Origin of the sequence: Kitasatospora sp. NPDC059648, assembly GCF_042734825.1 — a bacterium.
In the GTDB taxonomy this organism is placed as follows: domain Bacteria; phylum Actinomycetota; class Actinomycetes; order Streptomycetales; family Streptomycetaceae; genus Kitasatospora.
In genome coordinates, this window is the sequence record NZ_JBHWDU010000046.1 from 1 (window position 1) to 15,635 (window position 15,635).

A 15,635-nucleotide genomic window follows, 5' to 3' on the forward strand; every position below is an offset into this window, starting at 1 on the left:
AGCCCGGGGACGGGGTCGATCACCTCGACGGTGTGGCCGAGCGAGAGGTACACCTCGCGCAGCCGCTCCCACTGGAGCAGCGCCAGTTCGCGGTCGACCGGCTTCTCGGGGTGCATCCAGGGGTTGATGGAGTACGTCACGTCGAAGTGCTGCGGCCGGCACATCAGAAGCCGGCGCGGGGTGGCCGTCCGGGTCTTCGGGCCGACCGGCTCGGGCTGACTACCGCCTACGGACACAGGGGGCTCCTCTGCGATGGTGGGTTTCGGGGAGGGCGGGGGTCAACCGCCCGGCGGTCAACTAGGCTCTGACGGATGCGTCCACTTGCCGAGAACGAGATTCGTGAATCCTTCGTCAACTGCTCGAAGGGAGAGGCGCGCAGGCTCAGCATCCCCCGCAACCTGTCCGAACTCCCCTGGGACGACCTGGACTTCCTGGGATGGCGGGATCCGGGCGCGCCCGACCGCGGCTACCTGGTCGCCGCCCGGGGCGAGGGCCTGGTGGGGATCACGCTGCGCGCGCCGAACGTCCGGCGCAGCCTGACCAAGACCAACGTCTGCTCGCTGTGCATCACCATCCACGGCGGCAGCGGGGTGGCGCTGCTCTCCGCCCGGCGGGCCGGTGCGGCCGGGCGCGAGGGCAACACCGTGGGCACCTACATCTGCGCGGACCTCGGCTGCTCGCTGTACGTGCGCGGCAAGCGCCGGTCGGCCTCGGTGAGCCGGCCGGAGGAGTCCCTGACGCTGGAGGAGCAGGTCTCCCGTACGGTCGCCAACCTGGACGCGTTCGTGGAGCAGGTGCTGCGGACGGCGTGATCCGCCGTCCGCGGCACCTCGGCGGCCGGTTCAGCCGGCCGCCGGGCCCTCCTTGAGCACCCGGGCCACGATGCCGACGGCGGCATCCACGTCCTCGGCGCTCACCCCGTTGTGGACGACCGCGCGGATCCGGCCGTGGCCGAACTCGGTGACCGCCAGGCCGTGCCGCTTCACCGAGGCCAGGAAGCTGCGCCAGGTGAAGCGCTCGTCGGTGACCCGGAAGATCACGATGTTGGTCTTGACGGTGTCGAGGTCCATCTCCACGCCGGGGACCAGCGCCAGTCCCTCGGCCAGCCGCCGGGCGTTGGCGTGGTCCTCGGCGAGCCGGTCCCGGGTGTCCAGGGCGACCAGGGCGGCGGCCGCCAGCAGTCCGGCCTGGCGCATCCCGCCGCCGAGCATCTTGCGCAGTCGGCGGACCTTCTCGACGAACTCCGTGCTGCCGGCCACCATCGAGCCGACCGGCGCGCCCAGCCCCTTGGAGAGGCAGAACTGCACCGAGTCGACGTGCGCGGTGATCTCCGCGACCTCGACCCCGGCGGCGATCGCCGCGTTGACCACCCGGGCGCCGTCCAGGTGCACCGCGACTCCGCGTTCGTCCGCGAAGCGGCGCACCTCGGCCAGGTAGTCGAGCGGCAGCACCACCCCACCGCACCGGTTGTGGGTGTTCTCCAGGCAGATCAGCGAGGGCAGCGCGAACTGCGGGTCGTCCGGGTCGGCGGGGAAGGCCGCGGCGAGGTCGGCCAGCGCGATCGTGCCGTCCGGCCGGTTCGGCACCGGCTCGTAGACGACCCCGCCGCAGACCGAGGCGCCGCCCGCCTCGTACAGCCAGATGTCGCTCTCGGCACCGACCACGGCCTTGGTGCCGCGCGGCGCGTGGGCCATGATCGAGGCCAGGTTGGCCATGGTGCCGCTGGGGAAGAAGCAGGCCGCCTCCTTGCCGGTCAGTTCGGCGGAGCGGCGTTCGAGCTCGTTGACCGTCGGGTCCTCGCCGTAGACGTCGTCGCCGAGCTCCGCCTCGGTCATCGCGGTCAGCATCTCGGGCGTCGGCAGTGTGAAGGTGTCACTGCGCATCTCGATCACGGCAGGAGGGTCCTCTCGTTGCGTGGTGCGTTGTTTCGCGGGTGCCCGGGTCACGGGCGGGGGACGAAGCGGTCAGCGCAGCCGGGCCGTCACCGGGAGGTGCTTGATCCCGGCGATGAAGTTGGAGGCCAGGTGCTCGACCGGGCCGGCCGGTTCGAACCGCTCCACCAGCTCGGTGACCTCGGTGAAGAACTCGGCCAGGGCGATCCGGGCGAGCGGGGCGCCGACGCAGTAGTGCGGCCCGAACCCGAAGGCGACGTGCCGGTTGGGGGTCCGGGCGACGTCGAAGCGGTACGGCTCGTCGAAGACCTTCTCGTCGCGGTTCGCCGATCCCAGCCAGGCGACCACCGCCTCGCCGGCCCGCACCGGCTCGCCGCCGAGGCGGGTGTCCTCGGTGGCGTAGCGCATGGCGTGGGTGGCCGGGGAGGCCCAGCGCAGGCCCTCCTCGACGGCGGACGCGACGGTGGCCCCGCCGTCGAGCACCTTCCGGTACTGCTCCGGGTGCTCCAGGAAGGCGTTCACCGTGGTCGCGATGACGTGCGGGGCGGTGACGTTGGCGCCGAGCAGCACGTTGTAGCAGTTGTAGATGACCTCGTCGAGCCGGATCGTCCGGTCCCCGACGGTGAGCTGCTGGAGCAGGCCGATCAGGTCCTCGCGCGGGGTGCGCGCGGCCGCCACGTCGGCGAAGTAGTCGAAGAGTTCGTGGTGGGCGGAGACCAGCTGGTGGCCGCCGGAGTCGTCCCGGGAGGACGGGTCGGCGGGAGCGATCGCGATCGTGGTGAGCCTGGTCAGTTCGGGCCAGTCGGCCTCGGGCAGGCCCATCAGGGCGCCGGTGAACGTCATCGGGAAGGCGGTCACCGCCGCCGCGAGGTCCCAGGCTTCACCGCCGGTCAGCGGTTCCAGCAGCAGCCGGGCCGTCCGGCGTATGGCCGGGCGGCGGGCGGCGAGTCCGCGTGCGGAGAGCGCCTGGGCGACGGGCCGGCGCAGGTAGCCGTGGACGGGCGGGTCGCTGGCGACCATCATCCGGTCGGCCGCCGGGTCCTGTTCGCCGAGGACGGACAGCATGTTGCCGCGCCGGGAGGTGTACAGCGCGTGGTCGCGCAGGACGGCGCTGGTCTCGGCGTGCGCGGTGACGGAGACGTAGGTGCGGCCGCTGGGCACGGCGAGCCTGGTCACCGGGGCCTTGTGCCGGTAGTGCCGCCAGACGGCGTGCGGGTCCCCGGTGGCGTAGAAGTGGGGGTCGCTCAGGTCGACGTGCTCGGGGTCGACCTGGTCGGCCTCGTGCTCCGGCGCGCCGCCGGGAACGGTGATCCTCACCGCGCGGCCTCGGTGACGGCCGGCTCCGGCCGCTGGGCCCTGATGTGTTCCGCCAGGCCGGCCACGGTGGGGTTGAGGTAGAAGGCCCGGGCCCGGATCACCGCCTCGAACTCGGCGGCGATCTCCCGGGTGATGCGGCTGGCGGTCAGCGAGTGCCCGCCGAGGTCGAAGAAGTCGTCGTCGACGCCGACCGGTTCGACGTCCAGGATCTCCTGCCAGAGCACCGTGAGCCGGCGCTCGACCTCGTCGCCGGGCCCGCGGTAGGGCACCTCGCTGTCCGGGCGGCTCCGGCCGCGCCGGGCGGCGAGGGCGGCCCGGTCGACCTTGCCGTTGGCCTTGAGCGGCAGCCGGTCGACCCAGACCAGGGCGGAGGGGATCATCGTGGCCGGGAGGTCCTCGGCCAGCCCCCGGCGCAGCTCGACCGAGGAGACGGCGTACGGGCCGCTGTAGAAGGCGACCAGCCGGCGGTCGCCGGGGCCGTGGTCCTGGAGGACGACGGCGGCGTCCTGGACGTCCGGGTGGCGGCGCAGTCGGGCCTCGATGTCGTCGGACTCGATCCGCACGCCGTTGACCTTGAGCTGGCCGTCGGCGCGCCCGACGAACTCGAAGAGGCCGTCGGCGGCCCGCAGGGCGAGGTCACCGGTGTCGTACATCCTGGCCCCGGGGGTGCTCGCGTACGGATCGGGGAGGAAGCGGTCGGCGGTCAGGCCGGGCAGACCGAGGTAGCCGTGGGCGAGGCCGGCGCCGTTGACGAAGAGCCGGCCGACAGTGCCGTCGGGCACCGGCTCCAACCGCTCGTCGAGGACGACCATGCCGGTGCCGTCGATCGGCCCGCCGATCGGGACGCCGCGGGCGCCGAGCGGCTCGCGGACGGGGTGGGTGCTGGTGAAGGTGGTGTTCTCGGTGGGGCCGTAGGCCGCCGACAACAGGGTGCCGGGCAGGGCGGCGGCGGCGCGGTCGACCAGTTCGGCGGAGAGCACCTCGCCGCCGGTGTACAGCGCGCGCAGGGCGGGCAGGTCGGTCAGTCCGGCCTCCACGGCCTGGTGGAACAGGGCCGTGGTGAGGAACAGCACGGTGGTGCCGGTGTCGCGGACGGTCTTGACGATCTCCGCCGGGCCGAGTCGGCCGGCCGGGGCGAGGGCCAGGCAGCCGCCGTTCAGCAGGGCGCCCCAGATCTCCAGGGTGGAGGCGTCGAAGGCGACGGGGGCGAGCTGGAGGAAGACGTCGTCGGCGCGGGCGCCCAGGAAGGCGGCGTCCAGCACCAGGCGCAGCACGGCCCGGTGCGGCACGCAGACGCCCTTGGGGCGGCCGGTGGAGCCGGAGGTGTAGGCGACGTAGGCGAGGTCCTCGGGGATCTGCTCGACCGGGGGCCCCGAGGCCTCGGCGACCGGGGCCTCCCGGACGTCCAGGTACGGGAACTCCCCTTCCACCCCGGCGCGTCGGGCCTCGTCGGTGACGACCAGCACGACCTCGGCGTCGCCCAGGACGGTGCGCAGTCGGGCCACCGGGTCTCCCGGGTCGACGGCGACGTACGCGGCGCCCGCCTTGAGGATGCCGAGCAGGGCGACGATCAGTCGGGGCGAGCGCTCCAGCAGGACGCCGACCCGGTCGCCTCGGCGCACGCCGCGCCCGCGCAGCCGGGCGGCGAGGGCGTCGGCCGCCGCCTCCAGTTCGCCGTAGCGGAGGTCGCCCGTCTCGCTGCGGACGGCGGTCGCCTCCGGGGAGGCCGCTGCGACGGCGGAGAAGCGGCTCGCAAGGGACCACCCCCGCCGGGGATCCGACTCGGTCGTGCTCGGTGATTCCAACATGGTGCGGTCGCGGATCCCTTCGCGCGAAACCTTGCCCTTGTCAGTTCTTGACGAGAAGTCAGTGAATGGAGTTCGGATTGCCGGTAACGAACTCTTTTGCCGAGCCGTCGACTTGGGGTACGGCTATGCCCACCTTCGAACGCTTCGGATGCTATTCAGCGTGACGATGCGCCGTCAAGAGTGAACCCGATCGATGTCCGACCGGAAGGCCAACTACTGAACCGCGATCGGGATTTCCTCCAATTGCTTGCACAGCCGGTGGGGCAGCTCCTACTGTCATGGAGTGATCAGGAGCCGCGGCAACGTGCTGCCCTGGCCACCGCCATCGGTCGACCGGACTGATCGTCGACCCAGACAGGCCATCCCCAAAAGGGAGAGAGCAGGGAAGTCCGTGGGTGAGCGGCAACGTTCCGGCGTGGTCGCCGGGACCGGCATCGTCGACGTGGCCGGAATCGGCTTCGGCCCCTCGAATCTGGCCCTCGCGGCCGCCATCGCGGAGATCGCCGGCGAGGCACCCGTGAGCGCGCGCTTCTTCGAGGCCCAGCCGCGCTTCGGCTGGCACCGGGGCATGCTGATCGAGGGCGCGACCATGCAGGTCTCGTACCTCAAGGACCTGGTGACCATGCGGAATCCGACCAGTCCGTACTCGTTCCTGTGCTACCTGCAGGCCAGGGGCCGGCTGGCGGACTTCATCAACACCAAGTCCTTCTACCCGCTGCGGGTGGAGTTCCACGACTACCTGGAGTGGGTCGCGGAGAGCTTCGCGGACCTCGTCTCCTACGGGTCGCGGGTGGTGTCGGTCGAGCCGGTCACCGGCGAGCAGGGGGTCGAGTTCCTCGACGTACGCTTCGTCGCCCCCGACGGCACCCGGCAGGTCCAGCGCGCCCGCAACCTGGTGATAGCTGCCGGCATCGAGCCGCGGCTGCCCGCCGACCTGCCCGCTTCGCCGCGGATCTGGCACACCGCCAAGTTCCTGCCGGAGGTGGAGCGGATCGCCCCGCAGGACCCGCGCTCCCTCGTGGTACTGGGCTCGGGCCAGAGCGCCGCGGAGGCCATCGAGCACCTGCACACGCGCTTCCCGCGGGCGCAGGTCCACTCGGTGCACGCCCGGTACGGCTTCAGCGTCGCCGACGACAGCCCGTTCGCGAACCAGGTGTTCAACCCCGAGGCGGTGGACCGTTTCCACACCGCGCCGGACGCCGTCCGGCGGCGCCTCATCGATTACCACGCGTCCACCAACTACTCGGTGGTGGACGCCGATCTGCTGCACTCGCTGTTCCAGCAGGCGTATCTGGAAAAGGTGGCCGGAAATCCCCGGCTGAATTTCCACAACGTCTCCAGGGTGCGCGAAGTGGCGGAAACTCCGGACGGCCTGCGGATCGACGTGGAATCGCTGTCCTCGGGCACCAGCACCGTCATCGAGGCGCAGGCGCTGGTGTGCGCGACCGGGTACACCCGCACCGATCCGGCCGTCTTCCTGGACGGTCTGCTGCCGCAGTGCCGGCTGGACGACGAGGGCCGGCTGCGGCTCGACCGCGAGCACCGGGTGGTGACCGACGAGAGCGTGCGGTGCGGGATCTACGTCCAGGGCTTCGGCGAGCACAGCCACGGGCTCTCCGAGACCCTGCTCTCCCTGTCCGCGGTCCGGGCCGGCGAGATCGGCGACATGCTCGTCAAGGCGCTGTCCGGCTGACCCGCGGCGCCGTTCACCCGCTGACCCGCTGACCCGCTGACATCGAGGAGGACGAGTGTTCACGCCGAAGCTCTACCAGGTGGACGGGGACGACTGGCCGCTGCGGATCATCGAGCGGCATCCGCTCGCGGTGCTCGTCAGCAACGGGGAGCCGGTGCCGCACGCCACCCACGTCCCGGTGATCGCGCCGCCGGACGCCGCTCCCGGGGACGCCCTGCCGGGCATGCGGCTATGGGCCCACCTGACCCGGGCCAACCCGCACTGGCAGCAGCTGGTCGCCGACGGCGGCGGGCCGGCCAAGCTCGTGTTCCACGGCCCGAACGGCTACGTCACCCCGACCCTGTACTCGGCCGACATGGTCGCGCCGACCTGGAACTACGTGGCGGTCCACCTGGAGGGCACGGTCGAACCGGCCGGAGAGGACGAGACCCTGACGATCGTCCACACCACGGCGCAGACGCTGGAGGACCGGTTCGGGGACAAGATGGCGCTCGCGCCCTCGCTGGAGTACCACCGGCAGATCGTCGGCGCGGTCGGCGGCCTCTTCTTCACGGTGACCAAGGTCGACGTGATGTTCAAGCTGAGCCAGGAGAAGGCCCCCGAGGTCCAGCAGCGGGTGCTCGACCGGTTCGCCGCCAGCGGCTCGGGACTGCACCGCGAGGTGGCGGACACCATGCGCGCCCTGCGGCTGGGCAGCGGCGCCGGGTGAACCGAGCCGGGCGGCAGTTCGAAGGGCCCGGGGCGGTTCCCACCGCCCCGGGCCCTTCGGCGTCCGCGCCGGGGCTGACGGCCCGGGGCCGTCAGCCCCGGTCCGCCGCACGGCAGGTCAGCCCCGGCAGGTCAGCCCTGGGCCGTCTCCATGGCCCGCCGCAGACTCAGCGGCCGCATGTCGGTCCACACCCGGGAGACGTGGTCCAGGCACTCCTGACGGGTGCCCTCGAAGCCCTCCGCCCGCCAGCCGGCCGGGACGTCCCGCTCGGCCGGCCAGACGGAGTACTGCTCCTCGTCGTTGAGGACCACCAGGTGCCGGCGGTCGTCGTCGAGCTCGCTCATGTGCATGTCCTTCCGGGGATCTCAGGTGCCTTCCGAGGGAACCTAGGCGGTGGCGTAGCCGGGCAGGGGGAACTTGGCCGCCAGTTCGGCGACCTGGGAGGAGACCGAGTAGCGGACGTCGTCGGGCAGCCGGTACGTGCGCGGGCCGAGCGGGGTGACGGCGGACAGCACGGTGTCGATCAGCTCGGCGCAGCGCGCCGCCTCGGCCCCGGACATCCCGCGGTGCGCCGCGCTGTTGGAGCCCAGCCGGACGCCGCCGCCGACCAGCGGGGGGGTGGTGTCGCCGGGCACCCGGTTCTTGTTGACCACGATCCCGCACTCCTCCAGCGCCTCCTCGGCCACCAGGCCGCTGAGGCCGCGGGCACGCAGGTCCACCAGGACGGTGTGGTTGTCCGTCCCGCCGGAGACGATCGGGTAGCCCCGCTCGGAGAGTTCGGCCGCCATGCCGCGGGAGAACGCGACGATCCGCTCGGTGGTGGCCGCGAAGGCCGGGGTGGCCACGATCGCCAGGGCGCGGGCCTTCGCCGCGATGCTGTTGAGCGCCGGGGCGCCCTGGTAGTACGGGAAGATCGCGCGCTGGAGGAAGGCGGTGAGGTCGCCGTTGCCCTTCGGCGCCGGCGCGTCGTGGTCCCGGCCGACCAGGATCAGGCCGCCGCGCGGGCCGAACAGCTGCTTGTGGGTGCAGGCGGTGGTGATGTGAGCGTGGTCGACCGGGCTCGGGTGCAGGCCGGTCGCGACCAGCCCGGCGACGTGCGAGATGTCGGCCATCAGGTAGGCGCCGACCTCGTCGGCGACGGCCCGGAAACGGGCGAAGTCGACGATCCGGCTGTAGGCCGTCGCCCCGCAGATGATCACCTTGGGGCGGTGCTCCCTGGCCAGCTCGGCGACCTGGTCGTAGTCGATCAGCCCGCCGGCGTCCAGCCCGTAGCCGACGGCGTCGAAGTACTGCCCGGCGTACGCCGCGGGGCTGCCGTGGGTCAGGTGGCCGCCCTCGGCCAGGTTCATCCCGAGCAGGGTGTCCCCCGGGTCGAGCAGGGCGGACAGCACCGCGTAGTTGGCGGTGGTCGCCGAGTGCGCCTGGACGTTGGCGTAGCGGGCCCCGAAGACGCTCCGGGCGCGCTCGATCGCCAGGCTCTCGATGTCGTCGATGACGCCGCAGCCGGCGTGGTAGCGGCGGCCGGGGTAGCCCTCGGCGGTCACGTTCACCGCGGTGGAGGCCTGAGCGGCCAGCACCGAGGGGTCGACCACGCTGGAGGAGGCGACCAGCGACAGGGTGGCGTTCTGCCGGGCCTGCTCGCGGGCCAGCACCCGGTGGAGCACCGGGTCGTCGGCGGCGAGCCGCTCGGCTCCCGCGGCCAGCAGGTCGCGCACCGGGTCCTCGGCGTCGTCGGCGTCCTCCGCGGCGGGGGCGGGGGCGGGTAATGCTGTCATGGGGGGACCGTCCTTCGTCAGAGCGGCCGGGCGAGTTCGCGCGCCAGCTCGGCCACGGTGGGAAAGTCGAACAGGGTCCAGACGTCGAGGTCCACTCCGAGCGCGGCCCGGATCCGGGTCGCCAGCTTCACGGCTGCCAGTGAGTGGCCGCCCAGTTCGAAGTAGTCCTCGTGCGGGCCGACCTCGGCGACGCCCAGCGACTGGGCGAACAGCGCGCGCAGGGTCGCCTCCAGCTCGGACCCGGCGTCCCCGGCGTCCCCGGCGGGGGCCCGGCCCGGATCGGCCGGCCGGGCGAGCTCGGCCAGGGCACGGCGGTCGAGCTTGCCGTTGGTCGAGGTGGGCAGTGCCGCGAGGGCCGTGAACTGCTTCGGCACCATGTAGGCGGGCAGCGCCCGGGCCAGTGCGGACCGGAGGGGTTCCGGGTCCAGGACCGCCGTGTCCGCCGGCACCACGAAGGCCGCCAGTCGTCGGGCGCCGTCCTCCCCCACCGGGAGCACCGCGGCCTGCCCGACGCCCGGCAGCCCGCGCAGCACGGTCTCGATCTCGCCCGGTTCGATCCGGAAGCCGCTGATCTTGACCTGGTCGTCGAGCCGCCCGAGGTACTCGATCTGCCCGTCGGTGCGGTACCGGGCGAGGTCGCCGGTGCGGTACAGCCGGGCCCCGGGGGCGAAGGGGTCGGCGACGAACCGTTCGCGGGTCAGTTCCGGCCGGCGGTGGTAGCCCAGTGCGACCTGGACGCCGCCGATGCACAGCTCCCCCGCCACGCCGACCGGCACCGGTTCGAGCCGCTCGTCGACGACGTACAGGGCGGTGTTGGCGATCGGGCGGCCGATCGGCACGTCGCGCCCGGCGAACCCGGGGCCGGCCTGCCAGTGCGAGACCTCGATGGACGCCTCGGTGGGGCCGTAGAGGTTGTGGAGTTCGCAGTCCAGCCGCTCGAAGAAGGCCCGGATCGTCGGCGGGGCGAGCGCCTCGCCGCTGGCGAACACCAGGCGCAGGCTCGCGCAGTGCGCGGCCAGCTCGTCCTCCTCCAGGAAGGCGTCGAGCATGGACGGCACGAAGTGGACGACGGTGACGCGCCGGTCCCGGATGGTCCGCTTGAGGTAGCGGGTGTCCCGGTGTCCGCCCGGACGGGCGACCACCAGGCAGGCACCGGAGACCAGCGGCCAGAGGAACTCCCAGGCGGAGACGTCGAATCCGAACGGCGTCTTCTGCAACACCCGGTCGTCCGGTCCGAGTTCGAAGCGCTGTCGGCGCCAGTGGACGGTGTTGAACACCCCGGCGTGGCGGTTCAGCACGCCCTTGGGGCGGCCGGTGGAGCCGGAGGTGTAGATCAGGTAGATCGGGGTGTCACCGGTGATCTCCGGGCGGCCCCCGGACTCCTCCCCCGGCTCCTCGACGGCCTGTCGGACGGTGACCGCGTCGGCTCCGTGGCCGGAGAGCGCCTCGACGTCCTCGGGGCGGCACAGCACGGTTCGGGCCCCGGAGTCCTCGACCATGTAGCGCACCCGGTCGGCGGGCAGTTCTGGGTCGAGCGGCACGTAGGCCAGCCCCGCCTTGAGCACCCCGAGGATCGCCACCACCAGGTCGAGCGAGCGCTCCAGGTGGATACCGACGAAGCCGGAGCCCTGAGCGGATCGCAGCCGGCGGCTCACCAGGCCCGCCCGCCGGTCGAGTTCGGCGTAGCTGAGCACGGCGCCCTCGAACTCCACGGCGGGCGCGGTCGGCGTCGCCCGCACCTGCTCCTCGAAGGCGGCCACCACGGTCGAGTCCGGGTAGGGCGTGCGCGTCCCGTTCCACTCGACGAGGATCCGCTCGCGCTCCTCCGCCGAGCCGAAGCGGGCGCGCCGGGCCGGTCCGTCGGGGTCGGTGACCAGCGCCTCCAGCAGCCGGCCGGCGTGCTCCAGGACGCGGTCGACGGTCGGCTCGTCGAGCAGGGCCGGATCGTAGGCGGCCTCCAGGACGGTGTCCTCGCCCGTGCCCTCGGGGCGCAGCCGGACGGTGAGCGGGGCCTCGGTTCCGGTCACTCCGGCTTCGGCCGCTTCGGTACGCCGACCGGCCAGTTGGCCGTCCACCTCCCGCCAGATCCGGCGCAGCCCGGCGTCCTCCGCGAGGCTGATCCGCACCTCCGCCCGCTCCAGCGCCAACCGGACGTCCTGCTGGCCCGCGTAGTGGTGCAGCAGCACCGCGAGCACGGCCGCGAGCCCGGCGTCCGGGCTGCCGGTCGGCTCCTCGGCGAGGCCCAGGAATCGCGCCAGGACCGGCGCCGGGACCGGGTGCGTACGCGAACTGCTCAGGCGGGCCGGCCGATTGGCGAGCCACCGATCGCACGGCAACCGCACCATGCCCACGGCCGCCGTCGTGACGAGGCCGCCGGCGATGTGTGTGCCGGTCATTCGCGACTCCTGGAAGTGAGCATGCACCGGACAGGTTCGAGATCAAGGGATACCGCAGACGCCGGGGTATGACAACCAACTGCCTTTTCCCCTGCAGTTTTCCGGCCCACCCCCGGGGAGGATCTTCCGCAGAGTGCGTACGGCTGACAGACTGGGCGGTGATCGCCCGCCGGCGCACTCGGTCCCGGCGCGGCCCGACCCCGGATTCCCGGGGAACGACGCCCTCCCGGTATTCCGACAGACGTCCCGGCACTTTTCACCGATGGGAGCACGATGCCCGGTTCCGTCGACGGGATCGACCCGGCCGAGCGGTACGAACTGTCCTCCGGTCAGGAGGCCTTGTGGATGTTCGAGCAGTTGGTTCCCGGCACCGCGGCCTACCACGTCCCGCTCGCCTTCCGGCTGCGCGGCCCGCTGCGGACGGATCTGCTGGACGCCGCGCTGACCCTGGTGGTGCGCCGCCAGGAGGTGCTGCGCACCGCGTTCCGCGAGGAGGACGGCGAGCCGTACCAACTGGTGCTCCCGCCCGCCGGGGCCGCGTTGCCGCTGTCCGAGGTCGCCGAGGGGGCCGAACTCGCCGACGCGCTGCACCGGGAGGCCCGCGAGCCCTTCGACCTGGCCGCCGGCCGGCCGTTCCGGCTGCGGCTGTTCCGGCTCGGGCCGCAGGACCACGTGCTCAGCCTGGTGATGCATCACATCGCCACTGACGGCTGGTCGTTGCGCCTGTTCACCGACGAACTGTCCGCCGGCTACGCCGCGCTGCTGGCCGGGAAGGACCCCGAGGCGGTGCTGCCCGCGCTCCCGGTGCCCTACCGGCGCTACACCCGGTGGCAGCGGGAGTGCCTCCGCGGCCCGGAGCTGGAGGCACTGCTCGGCCACTGGGAGGAGGAACTGCGCGGTGTCCCGGCCGTCGACCTGGCCGCCGGGCGGCAGCGCCCCCGGCGGCCGTCCTTCGCCGCCGACCGCCTCGTCGTCCGGCTCGACCCTGCCTTGCACCGCGGGCTCACCGACCTGGCCAGGGCCGCCAGGGGATCGCTGTTCTCGTGGCTCGGCGCGGCCTTCTCGCTCGCCCTGACCGAACGCACCGGACGCCCCGACACCGCCTTCGCCACCCTGTTCGCCGGCCGCGGCGAGCCGGAACTCGAACCGCTGATCGGCTACTTCGTCAACATGGTGGTGCTGCGCGCCGACCTCTCCGACGACCCGGCCTTCTGCGAGCTGGCCGCCCGGCTGAACGCCGCCACCGTACGGGCCATCGACCACGAGGTGCCGTTCGGCAGCGTGGTGCGCCGCCTCGCCCCGGCCCGCCGGCCCGGGCGCAACCCACTGGCCCAGGTCACCCTCCAGCTGCGCACCGGCGGCAGCGCCCCGGGCCGCCCGGAGCTGCCGGGAGTCCTCTGCGAGGACATCGACCTGTACCCCGGGCAGCACGCCTTCGACGCCACGGTGACCTTCGTCGAGGACGGCCCGGACTTCCTGCTCGGCATCGAGTACTCGACCGAGGCGTTCGACGCGCCGTGGGCCGCCGGCCTGGCCGACCAGCTGCAGGAGCTGCTCCGCACGGCCGTGGACCGCCCCGGCGCCCGCGTCTCCCGGCTGCTCGCCGCCGTCGCCCGCACCCCTCACGAACCCGACCAGGGAGCCTCCTGATGACCGAGCACGCCGATCCCGTCCTCCCGGTGCTGTGGAGCGACCGCACCGGGTCCGTCGAGTCCGCGCCGCTGAGCGGCCTGCGGGCGACCGCGCCCTCGGACCTCGCCGCCGGGCTGTGCGCGCTGGTGCTGCGCTACGGCGGGGTGCGGCCGGTCACCCTGTGGGGCCGCGCCGACGAGCACGAGGCGTGGACCGAGTGGCGGATCGAGCCCGCCGAACTGGCCGGAACCGGATCCTCCACACCCACCCTTCGGGCCTGCCGGGCCGCGTTCGCCCGGCGCTCGGTGGCGTTCGAGAAGGGGCTGGAGCTGTCGGTGGGCCCGCGGTCCTCGCCGGCCGTGTTCGCCCTCTCCCCCGCCGACGACGGCACCTGGACGCTGCGCCTGCGGGCCTCCGCCCGCCCCGACGACGAGCACGCGCCGGCCCGGACCGCCGCGCACCTCGCCGCCTACCTCGCCGCCCCCGACGAGCTGCGGATCGACCAGGTCGAGCACCTCACCGCCGCCGAGCGCGAGCTGGTCGCGGAGGTGAACCGCCCGCGGCCGCCACTCGCCGAGCCGGTCTGCCTGCACCGGCGGGTGGAGCGGCAGGTGGCCGCGGCCCCGGAGCGGGTCGCCGTGGTCCAGGGCCCGCTGAGCCTCACCTACGGCGAACTCGACGCCCGGGCCAACGCGCTGGCCGTCCGGATCGCCGGGCACGGGGTGGGGCCCGGCGGGCGGGTCGGCGTGGCGGCGACCCGCAGCGCCGAGCTGGTGGTGGCGGCGTACGCGGCGCTGAAGACCGGCGCGGCCTTCGTCCCGCTCGACCCGATGCTGCCCGCCCACCGCCGCGAGGTGCTGCACCGCCTGGGCCGGGTGGACGTGGTGGTCGCCGACGCCCTGGGCGCCGCCGACGGCGCGGACCCGACGACCGGTGTGCCGGTGATCCCGCTCGGCCCGGTCGAGGAGCTGCCGACCGCCGACCGGGAGGCGCTGCCCGAGGTCGACGTGACCGGCCGGGACCTCGCGTACGTGATCTTCACCTCGGGCTCCTCCGGCGAGCCGAAGGGCGCGCTGCTCGACCACGTCGGCCGGACCAGCATGATCCTCGACCTCAGCTCCCGCTACGGCCTCGGCCCCGGCGACCGGATCCTCGGCGTCTCCTCGCCGAGCTTCGACATGACGGTCTACGACGTGTTCGCCGCGCTGATGACCGGCGCCACCCTGGTGCTGCCGGAGCGCGGGAGGGAGAACGACGTCGAGCACTGGGTGGAGCTGGTCGAGCGGGCCGGGATCACCGTCTGGCACTCCGTCCCGTCCTCGCTGACGCAGTTCCTGCGCACCTGGGGCACCGGCCGCACCGGCGCGCTGCGGGCCTTCCTGCTGGGCGGGGACTGGATCCCGCTGGCTCAGCCGGAGGCGACCCGCAAGGCTTTCCCGCAGGCCCGCTTCATCGGCCTCGGGGGCGCCACCGAGGTCTCGGTGGACAGCACCTACTACGACGTGGCCGCCGTCGACCCCCGCTGGCGCTCGGTCCCGTACGGGCGGCCGATGACCAACCAGAGCGCCTACGTGCTGGACTCCTTCGGCACGCCCGCCGGGGTGGACCAGCTCGGCGAGCTGTTCCTCGGCGGCCTGGGCGTCGGCTGGGGCTACCAGGACCGCCCGGCCTTCACCGCCGAGCGCTTCCTGCCCGACCCGTTCTCGGCCGTCCCCGGCGCCCGGCTGTACCGCACCGGCGACCTGGCCCGGCTGCGGGCGGACGGCGAGCTGGAGCTGATCGGCCGGGTCGACCACCAGGTGAAGATCGGCGGCGTGCGGATCGAGCTCGGCGAGGTCCAGTCCTGTCTGCGCGAGCACCCGGCGGTGGCGGACGCCATCGTGGTGCCGGTGCGCGACTCGGCGGGCATCGCCCAGTCGCTGGCCGCCTACGTGTCGGCGGCCGAGGCGGCCGAGGGGGCCGAGGCCTCGGTCGACGTCCTCCGGGCGCACCTGCGCGAGCGGCTGCCGGAGGCCATGGTCCCGGCCCGGGTCTTCGTGCTCGCCGAGCTGCCGGTGAACCAGAACGGGAAGATCGCCCGGCCGGAGCTGGAACGGCTCGCCGCCGAGGCCGCCGCCGTCGCCGCCGCCACGACGGAGGACACCTCCGACCCGGCCGTCCGCACGGCCGTGGGCGAGACCTGGCACGAGGTGCTGGGCCTGGCCGAAGTCCCGGGCGCCGCGGCCTCCTTCATCGACCTCGGCGGCAACTCGCTGGCCGCGATCCAGGTCGTCGGCCGGCTGAACCGGCGCTTCGGCACCGCGCTGAAGGTGGCCGACCTGATCGCCGCCGACACCGTCGCCGAGGTCGCCGCCATCGTCACCGAGCGGCGCGGCACCAGCACCCGGCCGTCGCTGCTCTGACCCCGCACGTC

The 15,635-nt window shown here is 73.4% G+C and carries 11 protein-coding genes and 1 pseudogene; 5 read left to right on the top strand and 7 right to left on the bottom strand.

Features of this window, described 5'->3' with window-relative positions:
- A pseudogene (locus tag ACFV1W_RS24575) lies at positions 1-164 on the bottom strand (amidinotransferase); the annotation flags it as partial.
- Positions 165-311: 147 nt separating this feature from the next.
- Between ACFV1W_RS24575 and ACFV1W_RS24580 the strand changes: the two are divergent.
- On the top strand, positions 312-812 hold the full coding sequence (locus tag ACFV1W_RS24580) for an FBP domain-containing protein (RefSeq protein WP_380419384.1): 501 nt from the start codon (positions 312-314) through the stop codon (positions 810-812).
- Between the two features lie 30 nt (positions 813-842).
- Here the strand turns inward: ACFV1W_RS24580 and ACFV1W_RS24585 are convergent, their stop codons facing one another.
- The 3 genes from ACFV1W_RS24585 to ACFV1W_RS24595 all read right to left on the bottom strand — a co-directional run bounded on the left by ACFV1W_RS24585 (position 843) and on the right by ACFV1W_RS24595 (position 5,017).
- A complete protein-coding gene (locus tag ACFV1W_RS24585) occupies positions 843-1,883 on the bottom strand; it encodes a GntG family PLP-dependent aldolase (RefSeq protein WP_380419419.1) in 1,041 nt (346 codons plus the stop codon).
- Between the two features lie 81 nt (positions 1,884-1,964).
- Positions 1,965-3,209: a cytochrome P450 gene (locus ACFV1W_RS24590; RefSeq protein WP_380419385.1), complete on the bottom strand. Its 1,245-nt coding sequence runs from the start codon at positions 3,207-3,209 to the stop codon at positions 1,965-1,967.
- On the bottom strand, positions 3,206-5,017 hold the full coding sequence (locus tag ACFV1W_RS24595; RefSeq protein WP_380419386.1) for an amino acid adenylation domain-containing protein: 1,812 nt from the start codon (positions 5,015-5,017) through the stop codon (positions 3,206-3,208). Before ACFV1W_RS24595 ends, ACFV1W_RS24590 begins: the two co-directional genes overlap by 4 nt.
- A gap of 415 nt (positions 5,018-5,432) precedes the next feature.
- Here ACFV1W_RS24595 and ACFV1W_RS24600 point away from each other — a divergent pair, with 415 nt between their 5' ends.
- Complete coding sequence (locus ACFV1W_RS24600) at positions 5,433-6,710, top strand: lysine N(6)-hydroxylase/L-ornithine N(5)-oxygenase family protein (RefSeq protein WP_380419387.1); 1,278 nt, start codon at positions 5,433-5,435, stop codon at positions 6,708-6,710.
- A gap of 55 nt (positions 6,711-6,765) precedes the next feature.
- Positions 6,766-7,419, top strand: coding sequence for an FMN-binding negative transcriptional regulator (locus ACFV1W_RS24605; protein WP_380419388.1), 654 nt, complete (start codon positions 6,766-6,768; stop codon positions 7,417-7,419).
- Between the two features lie 131 nt (positions 7,420-7,550).
- Here the strand turns inward: ACFV1W_RS24605 and ACFV1W_RS24610 are convergent, their stop codons facing one another.
- From ACFV1W_RS24610 to ACFV1W_RS24620, 3 genes are read right to left on the bottom strand one after another with little or no spacing between them, the layout of a single operon-like run.
- The gene (locus tag ACFV1W_RS24610) at positions 7,551-7,763 is read right to left on the bottom strand and encodes an MbtH family protein (protein WP_380419389.1); all 213 of its coding nucleotides are present in this window, start codon (positions 7,761-7,763) and stop codon (positions 7,551-7,553) included.
- 42 nt (positions 7,764-7,805) lie between these two features.
- Positions 7,806-9,194 (bottom strand): serine hydroxymethyltransferase, encoded by a 1,389-nt coding sequence (glyA, locus tag ACFV1W_RS24615; RefSeq protein WP_380419390.1) that lies wholly within the window; start codon positions 9,192-9,194, stop codon positions 7,806-7,808.
- A gap of 17 nt (positions 9,195-9,211) precedes the next feature.
- Positions 9,212-11,590 carry an amino acid adenylation domain-containing protein gene (locus ACFV1W_RS24620; RefSeq protein WP_380419391.1) on the bottom strand — a complete coding sequence of 793 codons (2,379 nt, stop codon included), beginning with the start codon at positions 11,588-11,590 and terminating at the stop codon, positions 9,212-9,214.
- A gap of 273 nt (positions 11,591-11,863) precedes the next feature.
- On the opposite strand from ACFV1W_RS24620, the gene ACFV1W_RS24625 reads away from it, so the two are divergent.
- Together ACFV1W_RS24625 and ACFV1W_RS24630 are read left to right on the top strand one after the other, a co-directional pair.
- Positions 11,864-13,240, top strand: a complete 1,377-nt coding sequence (locus tag ACFV1W_RS24625; protein WP_380419392.1) for a condensation domain-containing protein — start codon at positions 11,864-11,866, stop codon at positions 13,238-13,240.
- On the top strand, positions 13,240-15,624 hold the full coding sequence (locus ACFV1W_RS24630) for an amino acid adenylation domain-containing protein (RefSeq protein WP_380419393.1): 2,385 nt from the start codon (positions 13,240-13,242) through the stop codon (positions 15,622-15,624). The genes ACFV1W_RS24625 and ACFV1W_RS24630 overlap by 1 nt, the downstream gene beginning before the upstream one ends.
- Positions 15,625-15,635: the final 11 nt, after the last annotated feature.

Bases quoted from the DNA above. Each gene is read 5' to 3' on its own strand.
- ACFV1W_RS24580 (WP_380419384.1), top strand. From the start codon at position 312: ATGCGTCCACTTGCCGAGAACGAGATTCGTGAATCCTTCGTCAACTGC.
- ACFV1W_RS24585 (WP_380419419.1), bottom strand. From the start codon at position 1,883: ATGCGCAGTGACACCTTCACACTGCCGACGCCCGAGATGCTGACCGCG.
- ACFV1W_RS24595 (WP_380419386.1), bottom strand. From the start codon at position 5,017: ATGTTGGAATCACCGAGCACGACCGAGTCGGATCCCCGGCGGGGGTGG.
- ACFV1W_RS24610 (WP_380419389.1), bottom strand. From the start codon at position 7,763: ATGAGCGAGCTCGACGACGACCGCCGGCACCTGGTGGTCCTCAACGAC.
- glyA (WP_380419390.1), bottom strand. From the start codon at position 9,194: ATGACAGCATTACCCGCCCCCGCCCCCGCCGCGGAGGACGCCGACGAC.
- ACFV1W_RS24620 (WP_380419391.1), bottom strand. From the start codon at position 11,590: ATGACCGGCACACACATCGCCGGCGGCCTCGTCACGACGGCGGCCGTG.
- ACFV1W_RS24625 (WP_380419392.1), top strand. From the start codon at position 11,864: ATGCCCGGTTCCGTCGACGGGATCGACCCGGCCGAGCGGTACGAACTG.
- ACFV1W_RS24630 (WP_380419393.1), top strand. From the start codon at position 13,240: ATGACCGAGCACGCCGATCCCGTCCTCCCGGTGCTGTGGAGCGACCGC.